The organism is Roseimicrobium gellanilyticum (assembly GCF_003315205.1).
Classification (GTDB): Bacteria; Verrucomicrobiota; Verrucomicrobiia; order Verrucomicrobiales; family Verrucomicrobiaceae; genus Roseimicrobium; species Roseimicrobium gellanilyticum.
Genome location: NZ_QNRR01000007.1, coordinates 99,757 through 115,508, shown reverse-complemented (window position 1 = coordinate 115,508; position 15,752 = coordinate 99,757). Strand labels below are relative to the sequence as shown.

Sequence of the window (15,752 nt, the reverse complement as noted above, 5' to 3'; positions counted from 1 at the left end):
GATGGTGGGGCTACTTCCCCTGCCTTGCCCAGAACTCAGCGGGTGGCAGCAAGTCGTTGCCATCCTCTTCAAACCGGGTGCCAATCTGCTGCACGTGCAGAGCCTTGGCTACATCGATGCCTTGTTTGATATTCGCCGGAGTGAAGACCAATCGCGTAAGCGACATGCCCTTCAACGGAGTGAGATCCTCCACCGGGGTTTCCGCGATGTGCAGGCGCTGAAGCCTCGTGCCGGAAAGCGGAGAGAGGTCACGCACCTTTGTGCCCTTCAACGTGACGCTGACCAGGGGAATGGTGCGAAGAGGCGCAATACTCTCCACGGGACAGTTCGTGAGCCACATCATCGCGATGGGTGACTTCGCGAGTGGTGAGATGTCGGCGATCTGGGTATCCACCGCATTGAAATCGGTCAGTGGCATTCCTTCAAGGGGTGCGATGTCCCGCACGGCAGTGCCGCTGAGGTACAGCTTCTGAATTGGCATGCCTTTCAGTGGGTAGAGATCTACCACCTTGGACCGCTCCAGATACAACTCCATCAGGGGCATCCCCTTGAGCGGTGTCAGATCAGAAACTGCCGTGCCACTGAGATCCAACGCCAGCAGCTTCCTACCTTCGAGCGCTTTCAGGTTCGTCACCCTGGCGTTGGCCAGCCCGACGGCAACAGGTTCACCGTTCTCAATCCGGAACTGTCCATCGCCTGCGTACTCCGGGTTGTAGTACCTTACCTCCTTGTGCATCAACTCTTCCGTCCAGAAGATCTTGGTCTTCTCGGGCGTAGCCGCCGGGATTGCGGGAGAAGGCGTCGAAGGAGGTACAGGAGATGGAGCCTCTGCCGTGGCCTTCTTTGATTGTTCCGCAGGGGCCGATTGCTTCTCGCCACACTGAACAAGGAGGAAAGAAGCGGCTACAATGAGCGCCAGGGAGCAACAGGTGCGAAGCATGAAGGAAGGCATGCGGCCATTGAACGCGATCCGCAAGCGGATGTTGCAGCCAGGAATGCTGCGAGCGGCAAACCTCGCTTTACCCCTGCCCAATGCACCACAGCGCGGACTGCGTACGGATGAGCAGTTTATTTTTCCACACCGCGTAGGACGCGAGGGACTTGTCGCCCAGTTCATTCTTGGAAACGAGGTCCAGGCGGCGACCAGGCTTCAGGACATAGCCATTGCCCAACTCATCCTGGATGTAGATCTTCCCATCGGCATAAAGGGGCGAGGCGGAGGTCTGGCGGGCCACACGCTCCTGGTAGTGGACCTTGCCAGTCCTGGCGTCCACACAAGTGACCATGCCATTGTCCGCCACCATGTAGAGTTCCTCCCCGATGAGGAGCATGGAAGGCGTGTGCGGAGCGCCCCGGTCCACAGTCCACGCGATGTGCGAGCGAGTCACGTCGCCTTTGCCATCGGCACGCACCGCAATCACGGAAGCGCGATCATAACCTGTACTGAAATAGATCATGCCATTCCCATACACGGGACGTGGGATGACGGAGTAGCCTTCATAGTTGATGAACCAGATGACCGCCCCACTCTGCGGATCGAGAGCACTCAAGACATTGCTGCCTGGGGAGATGATTTGCTTTGCTCCATTCACCTCAATGACCAATGGGGTGGAGAAGGAGAACGTCTTCTTGGCCTTTGCCTTGCGTGAGGTTCTCCAGCGCTCACGACCATTGGAAGCATCCAGCGCCACAATGAAGGGATCCTGAGCGGCGTCACAACTGAAGACCAGCAGACCATCCACCAGCACCGGGCACCCGCCATTTCCGTGCACTGGGCTGTACTTCACGGTGTCATTCTTCCACAGCACCTTGCCATCGGCGGCATTCACACACGCGGTGCCGAAGTGGCCAAAGTGCGCATAGATGCGTCCATCGCTATGGATGGGCGTGGGGCTGGCGTAGCTGTTCTTCCCATGCACGCCCAACGCGTGGGGGGAGTCCACCTTGAAGATCTCCGTATCCCACAGAACCTTTCCATCGGCAGCATTGAGAGCCAGGACCCGGAGTGAATAGGTGTCGTGGGGATCGGTTGAATCCTTCTGGCCAACGGCATTGGTCATGTAGATCACGTCACCTACCACCACCGGAGAGGACCAGGCGCGCCCCGGCAGCTCGGCTTTCCACGTCACATTCTTGCGCTCCGACCACTCGGTAGGAAGGCCCGTGGCCGTGGAATGCCCCTGCTTGTCTGGTCCCCGGAATTCCGGCCAGTCCTCCGCGTGGACAGTTACAGGGAAAAGGCAGGACGCGGTGGATGCTGCGAGTGCGAAGGTGGAGAGAAAGGCGAGCTTCATGGCATCGAGAACCTCTGGGAGCAGGGTGGTGTGGCTTGGTGGAGATGAACTCTACGGACATCCGGGACGTCTTTTCCACTACGAAATTCCGGACAGGCCCGTCTTCGCACTTAGGTTTCGGACGCATTTTCGTCCCGCAGGGCACATGCTGGCTTGCGGGAGCAGCATCTTTCCGGTTTGATGAGGGCCTGCATGCCGGGCGGTTTGGATCAGGTCGTGACCATTTTGGAGAAGGCGCGTGCCTGGAGCACCCGCGCCGGGCAGGCTCTGCGGAAATCCGTCTTTCTGCGGCATTGGTGGAGGGAACTCGTGGTAGTGGCGGCCCTGCTCCTCACGATTGCAGCCCCCTTCCTGCTGAAGCCCTCGGAGGCGTCCGCACCCTCGCACTATGATCGGCGGCTGGTGATCATCACACCGCATCACGAAAAGATTCGCCAGGAGTTCGGCCAGGCCTTTGCCAGAAAGTGGAAGGAGCGCACCGGTGAGACCCTCTATGTGGACTGGCGTGTGGCCGGCACCGGTGAAATCACTCTGATGCTCAGGTCAGACTTCGCCGGGGCCTTTGAGTACTACTGGACACGCATCCTGACCAAGGAGTGGTCCCAGCGTGTGGCAGGAGCATTTGGAAACAGCAAAGTGGATCTCTCCGCGCCAACGACCGCGGAGAACGATATCGAGCAAGAGGCACGCCGTGCCTTTCTGGAATCCACTGTCGGTGTGGGCGTCGACCTCTTCTTTGGCGGTGGCACATTTGACTTCGAGTCACAGGCCAAGGCAGGCTTTCTCGTGAGCAGCGACGCTTCCAGGAAGCAGGGGCTCGACGCCCTCTTCTCCAAGCACCCAGAGTGGTTCACTCCAGATGCCCTGCCTCAAAATGTCAGTGGTGAAGCATTCTATGACAAAGAACACCGCTGGGTGGGTGCCTGTCTCTCCAGCATGGGCATGGTCTACAATCGCGATGTGCTGAAGCGCCTGGGTATCGAGAAAGAACCTGCCCAATGGGCTGACCTCGCAGACCCAAAATATCGCGGCCAGATCGCGCTCGCAGATCCCAACAAGAGCGGGACTGTGACGAAGGCGTTTGATCAACTCGTGCAGCAGCAGATGCAGATTGCGATCGACGAGATACGGCAGAAGCCGGGAGAGCTGAGAAAAGAGAAGGACATGGTCAATGCCGGAATCCGCATCGGCTGGACACGTGGATTGCAGCTCATCCAGCGCATTTCGGCGAATGCGCGCTACTTCACGGATAATGCCACCAAAATCCCCCTGGAAGTCTCCCAGGGCGACGCCGCTGCGGGCATGTGCATCGACTTCTATGGCTATTCCTTTGAAGAAATGGTGCGCAAGGCTGACGGCACCGCGCGGGTGGGATTTGTCATTCCGGTGGGTGGCACGGGCATCAGCGTGGATCCCATTGGCATGCTGCGCGGTGCGGAAGAACCGGAGGCGGCCACCGCCTTCATGGAATTCGTCATGAGCGACGAAGGCCAGCGCCTCTGGAACTACGCTCCTGGGACGCCGGGCGGCCCGCAGCGCTACGCTTTGCGGCGACTGCCGGCTCGAAAGGACTTCTATACCGAGGCTAATCGTAGCCGGATGACCGATGCCCAGGCCAATCCCTATGAAGATGCAAAAGCTTTCACGTACCATCCCGAGCGCACCGGTCCTCTATTCAATGTCCTGCGTTTCCTCGTGAAAACCATGTGTGTGGAGAACCACGATGAACTTCGCCAGGCTTGGGGCTCAATCGCCGGTGCGCATCTGCCAGAACGTTCCACCGAAATCTTCAGCGATGTGAGTCTGGTGAACTATGACGCCGCCATGGAGCTCGCGGCCATGCTTGCCAAAAAGAACAAGACGCAGGAAATGCGCAAAGCACGGGAGCTCTCGATGCACTTTCGGTCCCAGTACAAACGAGCCGAGGATCTGGCCGGGGGCGGTCAGTAGAAAAACAAGCCAGCACCTCTCCACACGCCCGAATGTCCCGCTCTGTCGCCCTCGCCATCTTCTTCAGCGTGATCGCATTTTTCGCGTTCTTCTTTGTGCTGCCGCTCTGGGAGACGGTGAAGGCGGCATTCATTTCCGACAAGAACACCTTCACCCTGCAATATGTCTGGAACATCTTTGCCAGCCCCATCTATCGCGAGGGACTGGTAAATTCCCTGATCATGGCCGTGGGCAGCACGGCTGGCTGCCTGCTGATCTCGTTGCCGCTGGCCTTGGTTTATTCGAAGTTTGAGTTTCCCGGACGGACCGTGCTGAACGCACTCGTCCTTCTGCCAATGATCCTTCCTCCCTTCGTGGGTGCGATTGGCGTGCGTGCGATGCTCGGCCAGGCAGGGGCATTGAACAGCCTGCTGATTAAAGCGGGTTTCATGGATGCACAACACCCTGCGGACTGGCTGGGCCAGGGACAGATGACGGGCATCATCATCATGAATGTCCTGCACCTCTTTCCCATACTCTATCTGAATATCGTAGCCGCTCTCTCGAATCTGGATCCGGCCCTGGAGGAAGCGGCTGCCAATCTCGGCTGCCCACCGCAAATGCGCTTCTGGCGCATCACGCTGCCACTCATCATGCCCGGCATCTTCGCGGGCGGCACCATTGTGTTCATCTGGGCCTTCACCGAACTCGGTGTTCCCCTGGTTTTTGACTTCCGTCGGGTGACCAGCGTGCAGATCTTCGATGAAATCAAAGACCTGAGCGACAATCCCCTGCCCTACGCGCTGGTGGTGATCATGCTGCTCTTCACCGTCGTGCTGTACCTCCTGAGCAAGCTGGTCTTTGAGCGGGGCAGCGTCATGGGAGGAGGGAGAGCCACCACCGGCAGGGTGATGAAACGTCTCCCCATGGGCCTGGCCATGGCCTGCAGCTTGTTGTTTGCGCTGTGCATTGCGATTTCCGTCATTCCGCATCTGGGTGTGCTCCTGCTTTCCGTATCCACGGACTGGTATGGGACCGTGCTGCCAGAAGGACTGACGCTAAAACACTTCGGCGAAGCGCTTGGGCATGAACTCACCCTGCCCTCTGTCTCGAACAGCCTGAAGTACGCCTCACTAGCCGTCATCCTCGATCTCGTACTGGGCATCGGCATTGCATATGTAACCGTGCGCACCCGCATTTGGGGACGTCATCTCCTCGACGCAGCGGCGATGCTCCCCCTCGCGGTGCCAGGGCTCGTGCTGGCCTTTGGTTTCCTGGCGATGTCTCGTGAAGGCAAACCTCTTCACTGGCTCATGCTGGGAGAGAATCCGTTGTTACTGCTGGTCATCGCCTATGCCGTGCGCCGGCTCCCCTATGTGGTGCGCAGTGCCAGTGCCGGCTTTCAACAGATCAGCCCTGAACTCGAATATGCGGCACAAAATCTTGGCGCTCCTCCGCTGCGTGCGCTGGCGCGAGTCACCCTTCCACTCATCATGCCCAACCTGATTGCGGGCGGTCTTCTCGCATTTGCCTTCGCCATGCTGGAAGTATCCGACTCCATGATCCTCGCCCAGCAGTCGATCCACTATCCCATTACCAAAGCCATCTATGCACTCGTGGCTTCACTGGGGAATGGTCCCTATCTCGCCTCCGCTCTTGGTGTGTGGGCCATGGTATTTCTGGGCATCACGCTTCTAGGCGCAGGGCTTCTCCTCGGCAGAAAACTCGGAACTCTCTTCCGGGCGTAGCGCGTCCCGCCCGCCCATGCCACCCACACATACGTGAGATGAAACACGATGATGCACTACGCCGTCACAACACTCGCGAACTATCTGCGCTCCATTGCCGCGGGCTCCGTCCAAGATGAGCACACGTTGGTGCTCCTGCTGAGAGAAGCCTGGCCTCGACTCAGCGGTTCCTCAGCAGGCGGTATGCACGCGGAAAAGCTGCATCGCATCGAAAAGGTCCAGTGGAATCCACCCGTGCTCTCCTTTCAGATCGAGCGGCATGGAGGAACAACCCTGGGCTCCACAAGAGCCGAGATGCAGCACTGGGAAGTAAACGTTGAACAAGGCACCGCCAATCAAGTCCGAAGGACTCACAGGCAAATCCACTCCATGGCAAAACGGTGGAGTCCCGCCGCTCTGGCTGTAGAACTTGCCGAAGCCATCCGCCAAGGAAAAGACCACCAGAAACTACTGTGGAGGAAGAAGGGTACCGTCGCCCTCAGCGGAGACGCCGTACCGGACGGCTTTAAACAAACGGTTGCAGGGCGAAAGAAGAAACTGAAGGAAGCGATTGCCCAAATATTAGGAAGTGATTGGCCGGAACGGGTGTGGAGAACACCGGCCTGAATAGTGGAAAGACTTTCCTGATAAAGGTTGGCACTCCTTTTTTGACACTCCCTGTTGCATTGCCGCATCCACGATGCATCACCGTTGGCAGGCCGTATGCCTGTCACTCAAGGGTCTGATTCTGAATAGATAAAGACGAGCACATTCGTTGGGACCATCGCCGCAGGGACCTCTCACACATAAGCAGCACCTGAGCACTATCTTTAGGCGCGCTTGTGCAAGCCTCTTGCTCCGCGTTGAAGATCTCCCCCGCTTACGGGGTCTCCGTTCCCCTTTAAACTAATCGAAGAGGTAAAAAATAAAAGTGTGCACACGCAGGTCCAGTTGCTGCCGGCACAAGCTCCATCTCGTATGATTGAAACCAAAGAATTGAAAGCGGCGACTGCATCGCACCAAGTGGCGGTAGTCGATGACCATACCTTCCTCCGTGAAGGCATGAGGCAGTTCATAGACAGCCTTCCGAACTTCCACTGCGTGTGGACGGCGTCCGATGCCGGAGAAGCTCTGAAACAGCTGGAGCAGCAGGTCCCCGATGTGATGCTTGTAGACATCACCCTTCCTGGACGGAGCGGGCTCGAATTGATCAAGGATGTCCATGCATTGTACCCGAAGGTGCCGATCCTTGTGCTCTCCATGCACGAGGAAACCCTCTATGCACAACGGGCCATTCGAGCAGGAGCCAAGGGCTACCTCATGAAGAGCGCCGACTACGAGTCCTTCGAACGTGCATTGCGCAAGGTGGTCACCGGCAAATTGTGGCTGAGCGAGGAAGTTGCGGATACCATTCTCGAGGCATTCACTTCAGGGACGGCACCAAGAAACAGCGACGGCCTCGACACCCTCACCGATAGGGAGTTTGAAGTCTTCCAATTGATGGGAGAAGGACGGAGTTCCTTGCAAATCGCGGATGCCATGAACATCAGTCCCAAGACTGTGGATGTGCATCGGGCAAACATCCGGGCCAAACTGAAGCTGGAGGATGGAGCGGCTGTAACCCGCTATGCCATCCGTTGGGGTGAATCAAAACGTCTGAGCGCAGTCGCTCAGGTAAAGACCTAGGCAAACCACTTTGCATCTCGCGCATGCAGGCCTCCAGCAACCAGCTCCGCCCATGTCCTGTCGACATCTGCTCCACGAACAGCCAGATGCTACCGCAAGCGGGCATATACAGAAACACTGAGGCACACGACAGGAACCCAGCAACATGGCTGACAAATCCATGGCTGTCACTGATCGCGATCCTGCTGATGCTATTTGTAGGCTGGCTTGACTGGTCCACCGGCTGGGAGCTGAGCCTCTTCGTATTCTATGCAGTACCAATTCTCCTTGTTGTCTGGTACGGAAATCTTTTCAGCGCGATTCTGTTCGCTCTGGCCAGCTCTGGCGTGTGGTGGCTCGCCAATGAGGATCAGCACCCCTACGCCACAGGATGGGGATACCTGTGGGCGAGTCTGAGCAGAATGACCTACTTCCTCTTTGTAGCAGTGGGAGGAAGAGCGCTCCGCGTGAAACGCAATGCGGAACGAGGCCGTCTGCGGGCGCTCGAACGCGCCAGCGAACTTGAGCGCCAGATCGTCCGCATCAGCGAAGAAGAGCAGCAGCGCATTGGCCGCGATCTCCACGACGGCATCTGCCAGTACCTTGCAGGCATCAAATGCGCACTGGGGATCGTGAGGCATGACCTCGAAACGAAAGGGATTCCACAACACACGGAACTGCGGAACATTGAATCCCTCCTGAAAGATGCTGTGACCAAGACCCGGGATCTGGCACGCGGCATCTCTCCGGTGATGAACAACGAAGCCGGCCTCGCAGCAGCCTTGCAGGATCTGTGTGGGACGTCAGCCTGTATGTATACAGCGAAGGTACGCTTTCAAAGCGGTGGAGACGTCAATGAACACGATCCCCAGAAGGCGCTGCATCTGTACCGCATTGCACAGGAGGCCCTCGGCAACGCCCTTCGCCACAGCGGTGCAAACACCATCAGCATCACCCTGGATGGCGACGACCAAGCTTTGGAACTGTCAGTCGTGGACAATGGACGAGGCATTCAAAACGCGACGACCCGAGGCAATGGCATGGGATTGCGCACCATGGAGTACAGGGCACGGTCCATGAATGCTGAATTCAGTGTGGCCCCCCTCCCCCAAGGAGGCACGTCTGTGCGTTGCCGTGTCCCGAGATTCAGGACTGCATGAAATGAAACATGCAGCGCCGGGGATGTGAGGCAATCACCTCATGCATTGAGGTGATGTGCAGTCGCTTTGCCAACGCCCCCTCCACCCGGCAACTCTCACGGCCGATATGACTTTGCACGACCAGTCACAGGATCAATCTGGATCGTGTAGTAGTTGGGAGGTGGAGCTGTCATGCCCCTGCTCGTACCAGCCTCTGCGGCGAGAGTAAGGTAGGATGAACGCAAGGGTACAACCAGACTTGTGGAACCATCCGGATAGAACGCGATGCGGAGATATTGCGCTGCCATGGACTTGAAAGGCTCATCCGCGGCTGGGCGTGGCCATGAGCCACTGGCTGCTCCGTGGGCAGCCTGATCGAGCAGGGGTGAAAGCTGACCCTCCAGGAATACGAGATTGTCCCCTCTCAAATACACAGGATTCTCCACCGCTGTGAGCTGCCCTGTGGACTCATTGTGCGCAAAAAGTTGGTAGGCTTGAAACCCCTCCGCATCCTCATTCTCAAACTTGAAGAACCGGATCTCCCCCGGCTTGCCAGTAGTAGCCACAATCTGCTGTAGCCGGGCTATGCGAAACATCAGTCCCTCACCCGCGGAGGTAAGCCTGTTTGCCTGGATGGTTTCCATGAGGTAGGGAGTGGCTATCACCATCAGCGCGGCCACAACGGTGATCACCGTGATCATTTCGATCAGCGTGAATGCCCGTCGTGTCAGGCTTGCAATAGAGGGAAGCAGCGGGGACTTGACCGGTATTTTCATGCTTAATGGCCGTACATGGCCCACTTGGAGTTTCTCAGTCCAATGGTGGTTGTGAAGACACGATAGTTCAGCTTTTGGACTTGAAGTCTGGATTCCAGCGCCAGCATGTCCTGCTCATAGTTTGCCGCACTGGTGAACGTGTTGGGAGGGAGCAGATCAGGAACATTGGTTCCCGAGCGTTCCTCGAGGTGTCTTGCCGATGTCTCGTCCAGGGCAACAAGCGTGACCCTAACCAGGGGAGGCAGGAGATGCTGTGTGCCTTGGAGATTATTGGTCGATTCCCCTCTAACCTTAACTGAATCATAAGCGTAGTCAGGGGCCATCCAATTGGGCAGCCTTCCGCTCTCCTTGGCTTCTGCATCAGACACTCTCGGAGAAATGATAAGAGCAATGATATTCTCCGTCACAGGCCGTGTGTATGCTGCCCGTGTCGCTGTCTCATCCATTCCGACGACTTCCTTTTCCGCATCCTGGAACCATACTCCCGGTGTGACCGAGTAAACTTCGTTCCGCTCGGCGGGTGGCCGATATTCCATGAGGCGGAAGCGGGTCCTAGCGGTGGTGACATGTGCAGGACGGTATGCGGCATCATCTCCGTAGATGATAAAGTATCCCCGGCTGCACAATAATCTATCCAGGCTCTCGTAGCCGTCGCGTTGCGTCACGCCAACAGCTCCCTGAAAAAAGACACAGTGCCCGGGAATCTCAGGATTGGCCCCGACACCCAACACAGTGGCAGCTCTGCCCGTGACAAACTGAAGCTCCGAGTGCCTGAGGTACTTCAGCGGTGCCTGGGTCTTGTTTTCAGGCACGGTGGGTGTATCTCCATCGTTGTACTGGTACGTCATGTAGGTATTCAGCGTTGCTTGCCTCAAGTTCTGTGTGATCTGTTCAAACGCCAGCCTGGCATCCCTGAACTGCTCGGATCTGGCCGTCGTCTGCAGCCAGGTCTTTTGTGTCTCATTCATCACCGATGTGGCGATGATCAGGATCATGGAGAGCACCACCATGGATATGAGAAGCTCGACCAGCGTGAATGCCGTGGAAGGGGCAAAACGCTGTCGCTCCAGGGCGTGTTTGCGTGAGTGAGTCATGACTGCGATTGACGATTTACGTAGGTCCGGGCAGATGCCGATTTCGAGGACTACCGGGCTTCAGCATTCATCCTGGCGATGATGACCGGATGAATGACGTGACGCTGAGCCATTCCTCCACCGAAGTGATAGCCAGCATTGGTCGTCGGCACTATCGCAATCCCAAGCCGCCGGGCATTGTTCTGCGCAGAGGTGGCCGCAGCCGTTTTCGCACCTCTTCCGGCAGGCAGCATAAGGTCCAATCCCTGATCCGGAAGATAGACACATGCAACATACGACAACGAAAACGAAACAGCTGGATTCGAGAGCTCCGCCTCGGAAATTTCCATGGCCTGATCGTTGAAGTATCGCTTCTTCCCATATCCCTTCCATTGCAGTTCCTCCCATGACGCGGACTGCAACTCACCCGAGAGTTTTTGCACAATGCGGGCCTCCGAGGCGAGGTTCGCGGATCGTCGTGCCATATCCAGCCCCTGGGGAAGGAGCCCCAACAATGTGATGAATCCCACCGCGGCAATGGCGACGGCCAAGGACACCTCAATCAAGGAAAACCCCTGCTGACCGGGCTGGACAATGAATGGGGAACGTTTCAGTTTCATCGCGAGTGTGTTCGTTGTGAGTTTGTGATGATCACGGGTCGAAACGCTTCTGGTTCAGCACTCGAACGCGGTGATAAGCCTCCAGCGAAGGCTTCGTTCCCGGAGCGCCGGCAGCAAAGTCAACTGTCTTCAGCCGCGGATCCGTCAGGTCCAGATAGCGCTCAAGAACCACTGAGCCGCGATACTCTGAGGTGATGCTGTCCTTAGTCACGTCCACCTTCTCCGGACCCACGGAGCGCGCCTTGCGAACGGTTTGCGCGCGAACGTGCACCTGGTATGTGTTCGAGCGCGTGGTCAGCCGCGGATAGAGATTTGTGTAGGGACGCTCCTTCAGGTTCTCTGCGGTGATGGCGTGGTCCTCCCAAAACTTGAGGATGCTTCCGTTTCCGGTGGGCTTCAGAAGATCCGAGATTTTTTCAGGCCACTTCTCCGGAGCGAGGGTGTCATACTCGCTCACGCGCTTTGGCAGCAGATACATTTCACATATCTGGGCTGGTGAGATGAATGCAAATCCGGAGTTGAAACGCTCCTGGAAAATCTTGAGCGTAGCATCCGAATCAATCTGCCTGTGCCAGTACTTTCTACCCTTGGAGGAGCTGCTGGTTTCGTCCCAGAACCAAGCTTGCCCCCCATTTGAAGGAGCTCCACCCGGTCTGCGAAGATAGATGTTTGCATCGCCATGCGCTACCGCTGTGAGCATCTCGCTCTTAAATGCCGCCTGCAGACCCGTCGATCGAGTGATGTGGCGGAAGGGCGCGATCTGGTAGTTAATGTTCAGCTTTCCGCTCGTAGCCCCTGGTTCGCTGATGGCATAAGGCTCCACCACAGGCATCCAGAAGAAATCCATGAACAGGTAGTCTGGAGGGTCCACACCCTGGTTTGGCATCCCGGAACTTGGGCCATATCCCTTGAGCGTTCGTGGTGCGCCGATGTGTGCCTGCTGCCCCTGCTTCTGGCTCCAAGTCTGTGGGCGAAAAAATAATGTCCGCCACGCCTCGCGTCTTCTCCCCGCTGGAGAAGCTCCGGAATCATGCACTCCTGTGGGCAGCGAGCCGAACATTCCGGGAGACGCCACCTGACGATTCGGTGAAAAATACGTCGACCCACCCATCCATGCCACCCACGGGTCTGTGAAATAGGGAACGAGTTGCTCTCCCGTATCAACATTCAGCTTGCTGTAGGTATTGCCCTCATCAGGCTTGTTGATATAGGCACCATCCGTCTGATTGGTGATACCACGATCAAAGTCGGCATATTTTTGGAGGCCCACACCAGTCGCTGACGAGTACGGATGGTCTGGCAGGAAGCTTGAATGATAGTTGGCATCCTTCACCAGCCGCCACCCCTTCTTATCCTCACCGCGATCCAACCCAGGACCGTCGCTCCAGTGTGCCAGCACAATATTGTGTGCGAGCGTCTTCTGGCCATAGTAGCGGTGCTCCTGAAACTCCGACTCGGGAACCATAAACTGCCCCATCGTCAGACGCGGGTCCCCATGCCGGAGCACCAGAGATTGAAGTGTGTCATCCGGAATGACCAGGTTCCCCCGGTTGTAGGTCCCTGTACCAGGAAGATCGCCATAGCTGCCAATTTCGCTTCCAATAAAGCGGAACCGCCCGCCCATGCGGGTTTTGTCTGCAGCGGCCTCAGCCGTGATCTTTCCAGTTGTCTTGTCGCGACCAAGAGCGCCATCCGCATGGAGAGCCCACCAGTAGGGAGCGGGTACCGGCTGCCTCACCCACCACGAACCGTCCGAGTTTTTTCCCCAGCTGGTGTCCTCACTTCTGGTGGCAAGAGTGGGCGATGGAAATTTCCTGCCGGGGAAGTTGAAGGTGAAGGTCTGGAGTGTCTTGGGAGCCTCCTCGTTGGTCAGGATTTTTACGATGACTTTCCCACCGCCAAAGTCGATTCCCTCCGTCGCGGAGTTGGGAATGTCGAGGAAGTCGCTTACCAGATTGTATTGGATGCAATCCTTCAGGATACCCGACTGGGTCTTGTACTGCTGGTAATTGGTGTCTTCCACGAGGCTGCCATTGGTGTTCCCATTCACGCCCGCAGCCACTGCAGGCAGCTTCCGTCCCTGCAAGAACGCGCGATACGATATGGTGCCTCCGCGCTGATAGATTCCCCAGGCATTGCTCATGTGTTGGTAGGGGCGGATCAAGGTCTTGCCCCCATTGACCGGAAACATCTTCTTACCCCCGATGGTGAGCTGGCTCGCATCCACCTCGATTGCCAGATCTGGATTGATGAGTGTCCAGCCCGTTGCGGGGCAAAACCATTCCAGCAAGAAGGTCGCCTGTACCCGCTTCGTGTCCTTGGGCAGCGGCGTGTCCTTTTCAAGGCACCAATTCCAGTTCATCGGATTGTAACCCGGGTGCATGGGATTATCCCCGGCGAATCCTTCAAGTTCGTGCCCCGTTGGGTAGCGTGTCTTGTAAAAAGTCTTGGCCTGCATTTGAGCAGGGCTCAATGGTGGGAAATTGGAGTACCAGTTGTTGTACGGCCCCCAGACACCGCCGCGCCAGGTCGGCGGTGTGTAGTTGGTATCCCCCGGCGGCACTTTTGGAGTGATCTTGAGGGCAGATTTGCCGCCGGCCGTGTCTGTCCCCTCCGCATTGCAGACAAAGAGCAAGCCCGCTTCACTTATGGTGAGGAAGCGACCCATGCCACGGTACACCTCGTCTTTTGCCTTGGGCAGCACCGTCGGCATTACCTGACCATGACCAGGAAAGCTTGAGCCTGTGGCATTCCGCATGGGGGTAAAGGTCTTTGCCTTCATGCCCCCAGTTGTCAGATAGGCATTCAGTCGAGCCGAAGGAAGTCCGGTGATCGGTGGGTTTTCTCCAACGGTCTTCTCGGCGATGGTATCGTCGTACAAGTTCGTCGTACGGATGTAATCAAAGATCTCGATGAGAATCTGCTGAAGATTGTCGCCGTATTTGTTTTCGTAAGTTGCCGACGCGCTCGTGCCAAAGCCTGGAATGGACTTTTTCATCTGCGCCATCAGCCCATTGAACAACTGCATGTTCCGGCCGATGGTGCTCAACTCCGATTGGCTGGCGCAATTCTCGCGGGTAAAGAAATAGTCCCTGCCCCCAATGGTGGAGCAGTAGGCGATTGTCTGGTCGAATACAGATCGATAATCATTGCCTTTGTTCCTGTGCAGCGGCCACATGGCGATCTTCGGGAGGCCGAACGGGTTGATTTCTGACGAACGGCTACGGGTCGTCAGGAAGAAGCGAAGTCGCTCAATCACATCTGCCCGGTTCATTCCCGCCCAAAGTCCGGAGTCTCCCAAATCAATCTCCGGACGCTCGCCAGTCCCGTCTATCTTGGACTGCAAAAGGAACTCATCCACACTGGCGAAAAGTCTCTCGCCAAGCGCTTGCTGGACATTCTTGAAGTCTGTCGGAGAAAACTCCCGCGACACCGGCACAAGTACGGAACCAGCCTTGGATCCACCCGGCAGTATCTTCGGCATCAGCTCGTAGATCTTTTCTTTGAAATCGAGGGCCTTGTTAAAAGCCGCAGTCTCAGAAACAAGCGGATTCATGTCCTGTCCTGGAAATAGGACCGTGCTCATGCATACCGTGGAGGGATGGCCGGGATATCTTTGGTACTCATACATCATGGGCTGGTACCTTGCCCACTGTCCGTCCCGCTCATGGTAGAGACGAGGCGTATCCCAATTGGTCCCCTCTCCTGCCGTGTTGATGTTGATCTTCGCAGACTCGTCATCCGTCCAGAAAGCGATGCGCCCCACGATGGGATTTGCCACCGTTGCCTTTTGTCCAGAAGCTCCGATGAACATGTTCTGGTCGTCCAAGAAACCCAACGATCCGTCTTTCAACACATAGAGCCACTCCACTGGCATGGGGAGACGGGCCTCGGTATTCGCTCCGCCACTGGGCAGCACTACTCCCTGCAGGGCAGCCCCTGAGGTGCCGTTGACGTGGTTGCTGTAGGAGAAGCCTTCCACCGACCGATCCTTGTCGGGAGAGAATGCTCGTGGATCAATGATGGGAAAGATGACGCGCTCCTGCCCGGGAATCTCACCCGGTCTTACCGCCGGCTCATTCATATCCACATACCTTTCTGGAAAGTCTTTCCAGTTGCCCGCAGGCACGTCCTCGATGATCTCCCTTTCTGTGGAGGCGATCATCTTTGAGTCTGAATACAACTTATTCCCACGTAACAGCACACCATTCTCACGGTACTGCCGCACCATGCCGGGTTGCGACGTCCAGATTTCAAGTCCGGGCACCTTTTCATCCTGTTGGGCCACGGTTTGAATCTGATTAATGACGATATTCACCGCTGAGTCGGCATGCGTTCTCGCCATCACCCCATCTGAATATGCCACCGTGGACTCCAGTTCCGTCTGAGTCGTGGAAAATAGCGCCAGCAGCAGGATGGTAGCCAGCATGAGCACGCTGACGACGGTGACTAAGGCGAGGCCCTTGCGAGTGCGTCCGGCCAGCTTGGACGTTACAACTGGTTTCATGATGCGATGGTGTTATCGTTGA

The 15,752-nt window shown here is 56.9% G+C and carries 11 protein-coding genes; 5 read left to right on the top strand and 6 right to left on the bottom strand.

Going from position 1 to position 15,752, the window contains the following annotated elements:
- Positions 1–10: 10 nt before the first annotated feature.
- A complete protein-coding gene (locus DES53_RS19080; protein WP_147263493.1) occupies positions 11–940 on the bottom strand; it encodes a leucine-rich repeat domain-containing protein in 930 nt (309 codons plus the stop codon).
- 79 nt (positions 941–1,019) lie between these two features.
- Positions 1,020–2,294, bottom strand: coding sequence for a PQQ-binding-like beta-propeller repeat protein (locus DES53_RS19075; protein WP_113959903.1), 1,275 nt, complete (start codon positions 2,292–2,294; stop codon positions 1,020–1,022).
- A 192-nt stretch (positions 2,295–2,486) separates the two neighbouring features.
- On the opposite strand from DES53_RS19075, the gene DES53_RS19070 reads away from it, so the two are divergent.
- The 5 genes from DES53_RS19070 to DES53_RS19050 all read left to right on the top strand — a co-directional run bounded on the left by DES53_RS19070 (position 2,487) and on the right by DES53_RS19050 (position 8,775).
- Entirely contained in the window at positions 2,487–4,244 is a 1,758-nt protein-coding gene (locus tag DES53_RS19070; RefSeq protein WP_113959902.1) for an ABC transporter substrate-binding protein, read from the top strand.
- 32 nt (positions 4,245–4,276) lie between these two features.
- Positions 4,277–5,971 (top strand): ABC transporter permease, encoded by a 1,695-nt coding sequence (locus tag DES53_RS19065; protein WP_113959901.1) that lies wholly within the window; start codon positions 4,277–4,279, stop codon positions 5,969–5,971.
- A 183-nt stretch (positions 5,972–6,154) separates the two neighbouring features.
- Positions 6,155–6,577 carry a hypothetical protein gene (locus DES53_RS19060; RefSeq protein ID WP_147263492.1) on the top strand — a complete coding sequence of 141 codons (423 nt, stop codon included), beginning with the start codon at positions 6,155–6,157 and terminating at the stop codon, positions 6,575–6,577.
- A gap of 351 nt (positions 6,578–6,928) precedes the next feature.
- Entirely contained in the window at positions 6,929–7,636 is a 708-nt protein-coding gene (locus DES53_RS19055; protein WP_113959899.1) for a response regulator transcription factor, read from the top strand.
- Positions 7,637–7,824: 188 nt separating this feature from the next.
- Positions 7,825–8,775 carry a sensor histidine kinase gene (locus DES53_RS19050; protein ID WP_170157225.1) on the top strand — a complete coding sequence of 317 codons (951 nt, stop codon included), beginning with the start codon at positions 7,825–7,827 and terminating at the stop codon, positions 8,773–8,775.
- Positions 8,776–8,870: 95 nt separating this feature from the next.
- Here the strand turns inward: DES53_RS19050 and vccD are convergent, their stop codons facing one another.
- Genes vccD through vccA form a run of 4 tightly spaced genes read right to left on the bottom strand, consistent with a single transcriptional unit; the run spans position 8,871 to position 15,730 of the window.
- Positions 8,871–9,530, bottom strand: coding sequence for a Verru_Chthon cassette protein D (gene vccD, locus DES53_RS19045; protein WP_113959897.1), 660 nt, complete (start codon positions 9,528–9,530; stop codon positions 8,871–8,873).
- 2 nt (positions 9,531–9,532) lie between these two features.
- Positions 9,533–10,624, bottom strand: a complete 1,092-nt coding sequence (gene vccC, locus DES53_RS19040; RefSeq protein WP_113959896.1) for a Verru_Chthon cassette protein C — start codon at positions 10,622–10,624, stop codon at positions 9,533–9,535.
- Positions 10,625–10,674: 50 nt separating this feature from the next.
- Positions 10,675–11,223: a Verru_Chthon cassette protein B gene (vccB, locus tag DES53_RS19035; RefSeq protein ID WP_113959895.1), complete on the bottom strand. Its 549-nt coding sequence runs from the start codon at positions 11,221–11,223 to the stop codon at positions 10,675–10,677.
- Positions 11,224–11,254: 31 nt separating this feature from the next.
- Entirely contained in the window at positions 11,255–15,730 is a 4,476-nt protein-coding gene (gene vccA / locus DES53_RS19030) for a Verru_Chthon cassette protein A (RefSeq protein ID WP_113959894.1), read from the bottom strand.
- Between the last annotated feature and the right edge of the window lie 22 nt (positions 15,731–15,752).

Excerpts from the sequence above, each read along its gene's own strand:
- vccA (WP_113959894.1), bottom strand. The coding sequence starts at position 15,730 with ATGAAACCAGTTGTAACGTCCAAGCTGGCCGGACGCACTCGCAAGGGC.
- DES53_RS19080 (WP_147263493.1), bottom strand. The coding sequence starts at position 940 with ATGCTTCGCACCTGTTGCTCCCTGGCGCTCATTGTAGCCGCTTCTTTC.
- DES53_RS19075 (WP_113959903.1), bottom strand. The coding sequence starts at position 2,294 with ATGAAGCTCGCCTTTCTCTCCACCTTCGCACTCGCAGCATCCACCGCG.
- vccC (WP_113959896.1), bottom strand. The coding sequence starts at position 10,624 with ATGACTCACTCACGCAAACACGCCCTGGAGCGACAGCGTTTTGCCCCT.
- vccD (WP_113959897.1), bottom strand. The coding sequence starts at position 9,530 with ATGAAAATACCGGTCAAGTCCCCGCTGCTTCCCTCTATTGCAAGCCTG.
- DES53_RS19060 (WP_147263492.1), top strand. The coding sequence starts at position 6,155 with ATGCACGCGGAAAAGCTGCATCGCATCGAAAAGGTCCAGTGGAATCCA.
- DES53_RS19050 (WP_170157225.1), top strand. The coding sequence starts at position 7,825 with ATGCTATTTGTAGGCTGGCTTGACTGGTCCACCGGCTGGGAGCTGAGC.
- vccB (WP_113959895.1), bottom strand. The coding sequence starts at position 11,223 with ATGAAACTGAAACGTTCCCCATTCATTGTCCAGCCCGGTCAGCAGGGG.
- DES53_RS19055 (WP_113959899.1), top strand. The coding sequence starts at position 6,929 with ATGATTGAAACCAAAGAATTGAAAGCGGCGACTGCATCGCACCAAGTG.
- DES53_RS19070 (WP_113959902.1), top strand. The coding sequence starts at position 2,487 with ATGCCGGGCGGTTTGGATCAGGTCGTGACCATTTTGGAGAAGGCGCGT.
- DES53_RS19065 (WP_113959901.1), top strand. The coding sequence starts at position 4,277 with ATGTCCCGCTCTGTCGCCCTCGCCATCTTCTTCAGCGTGATCGCATTT.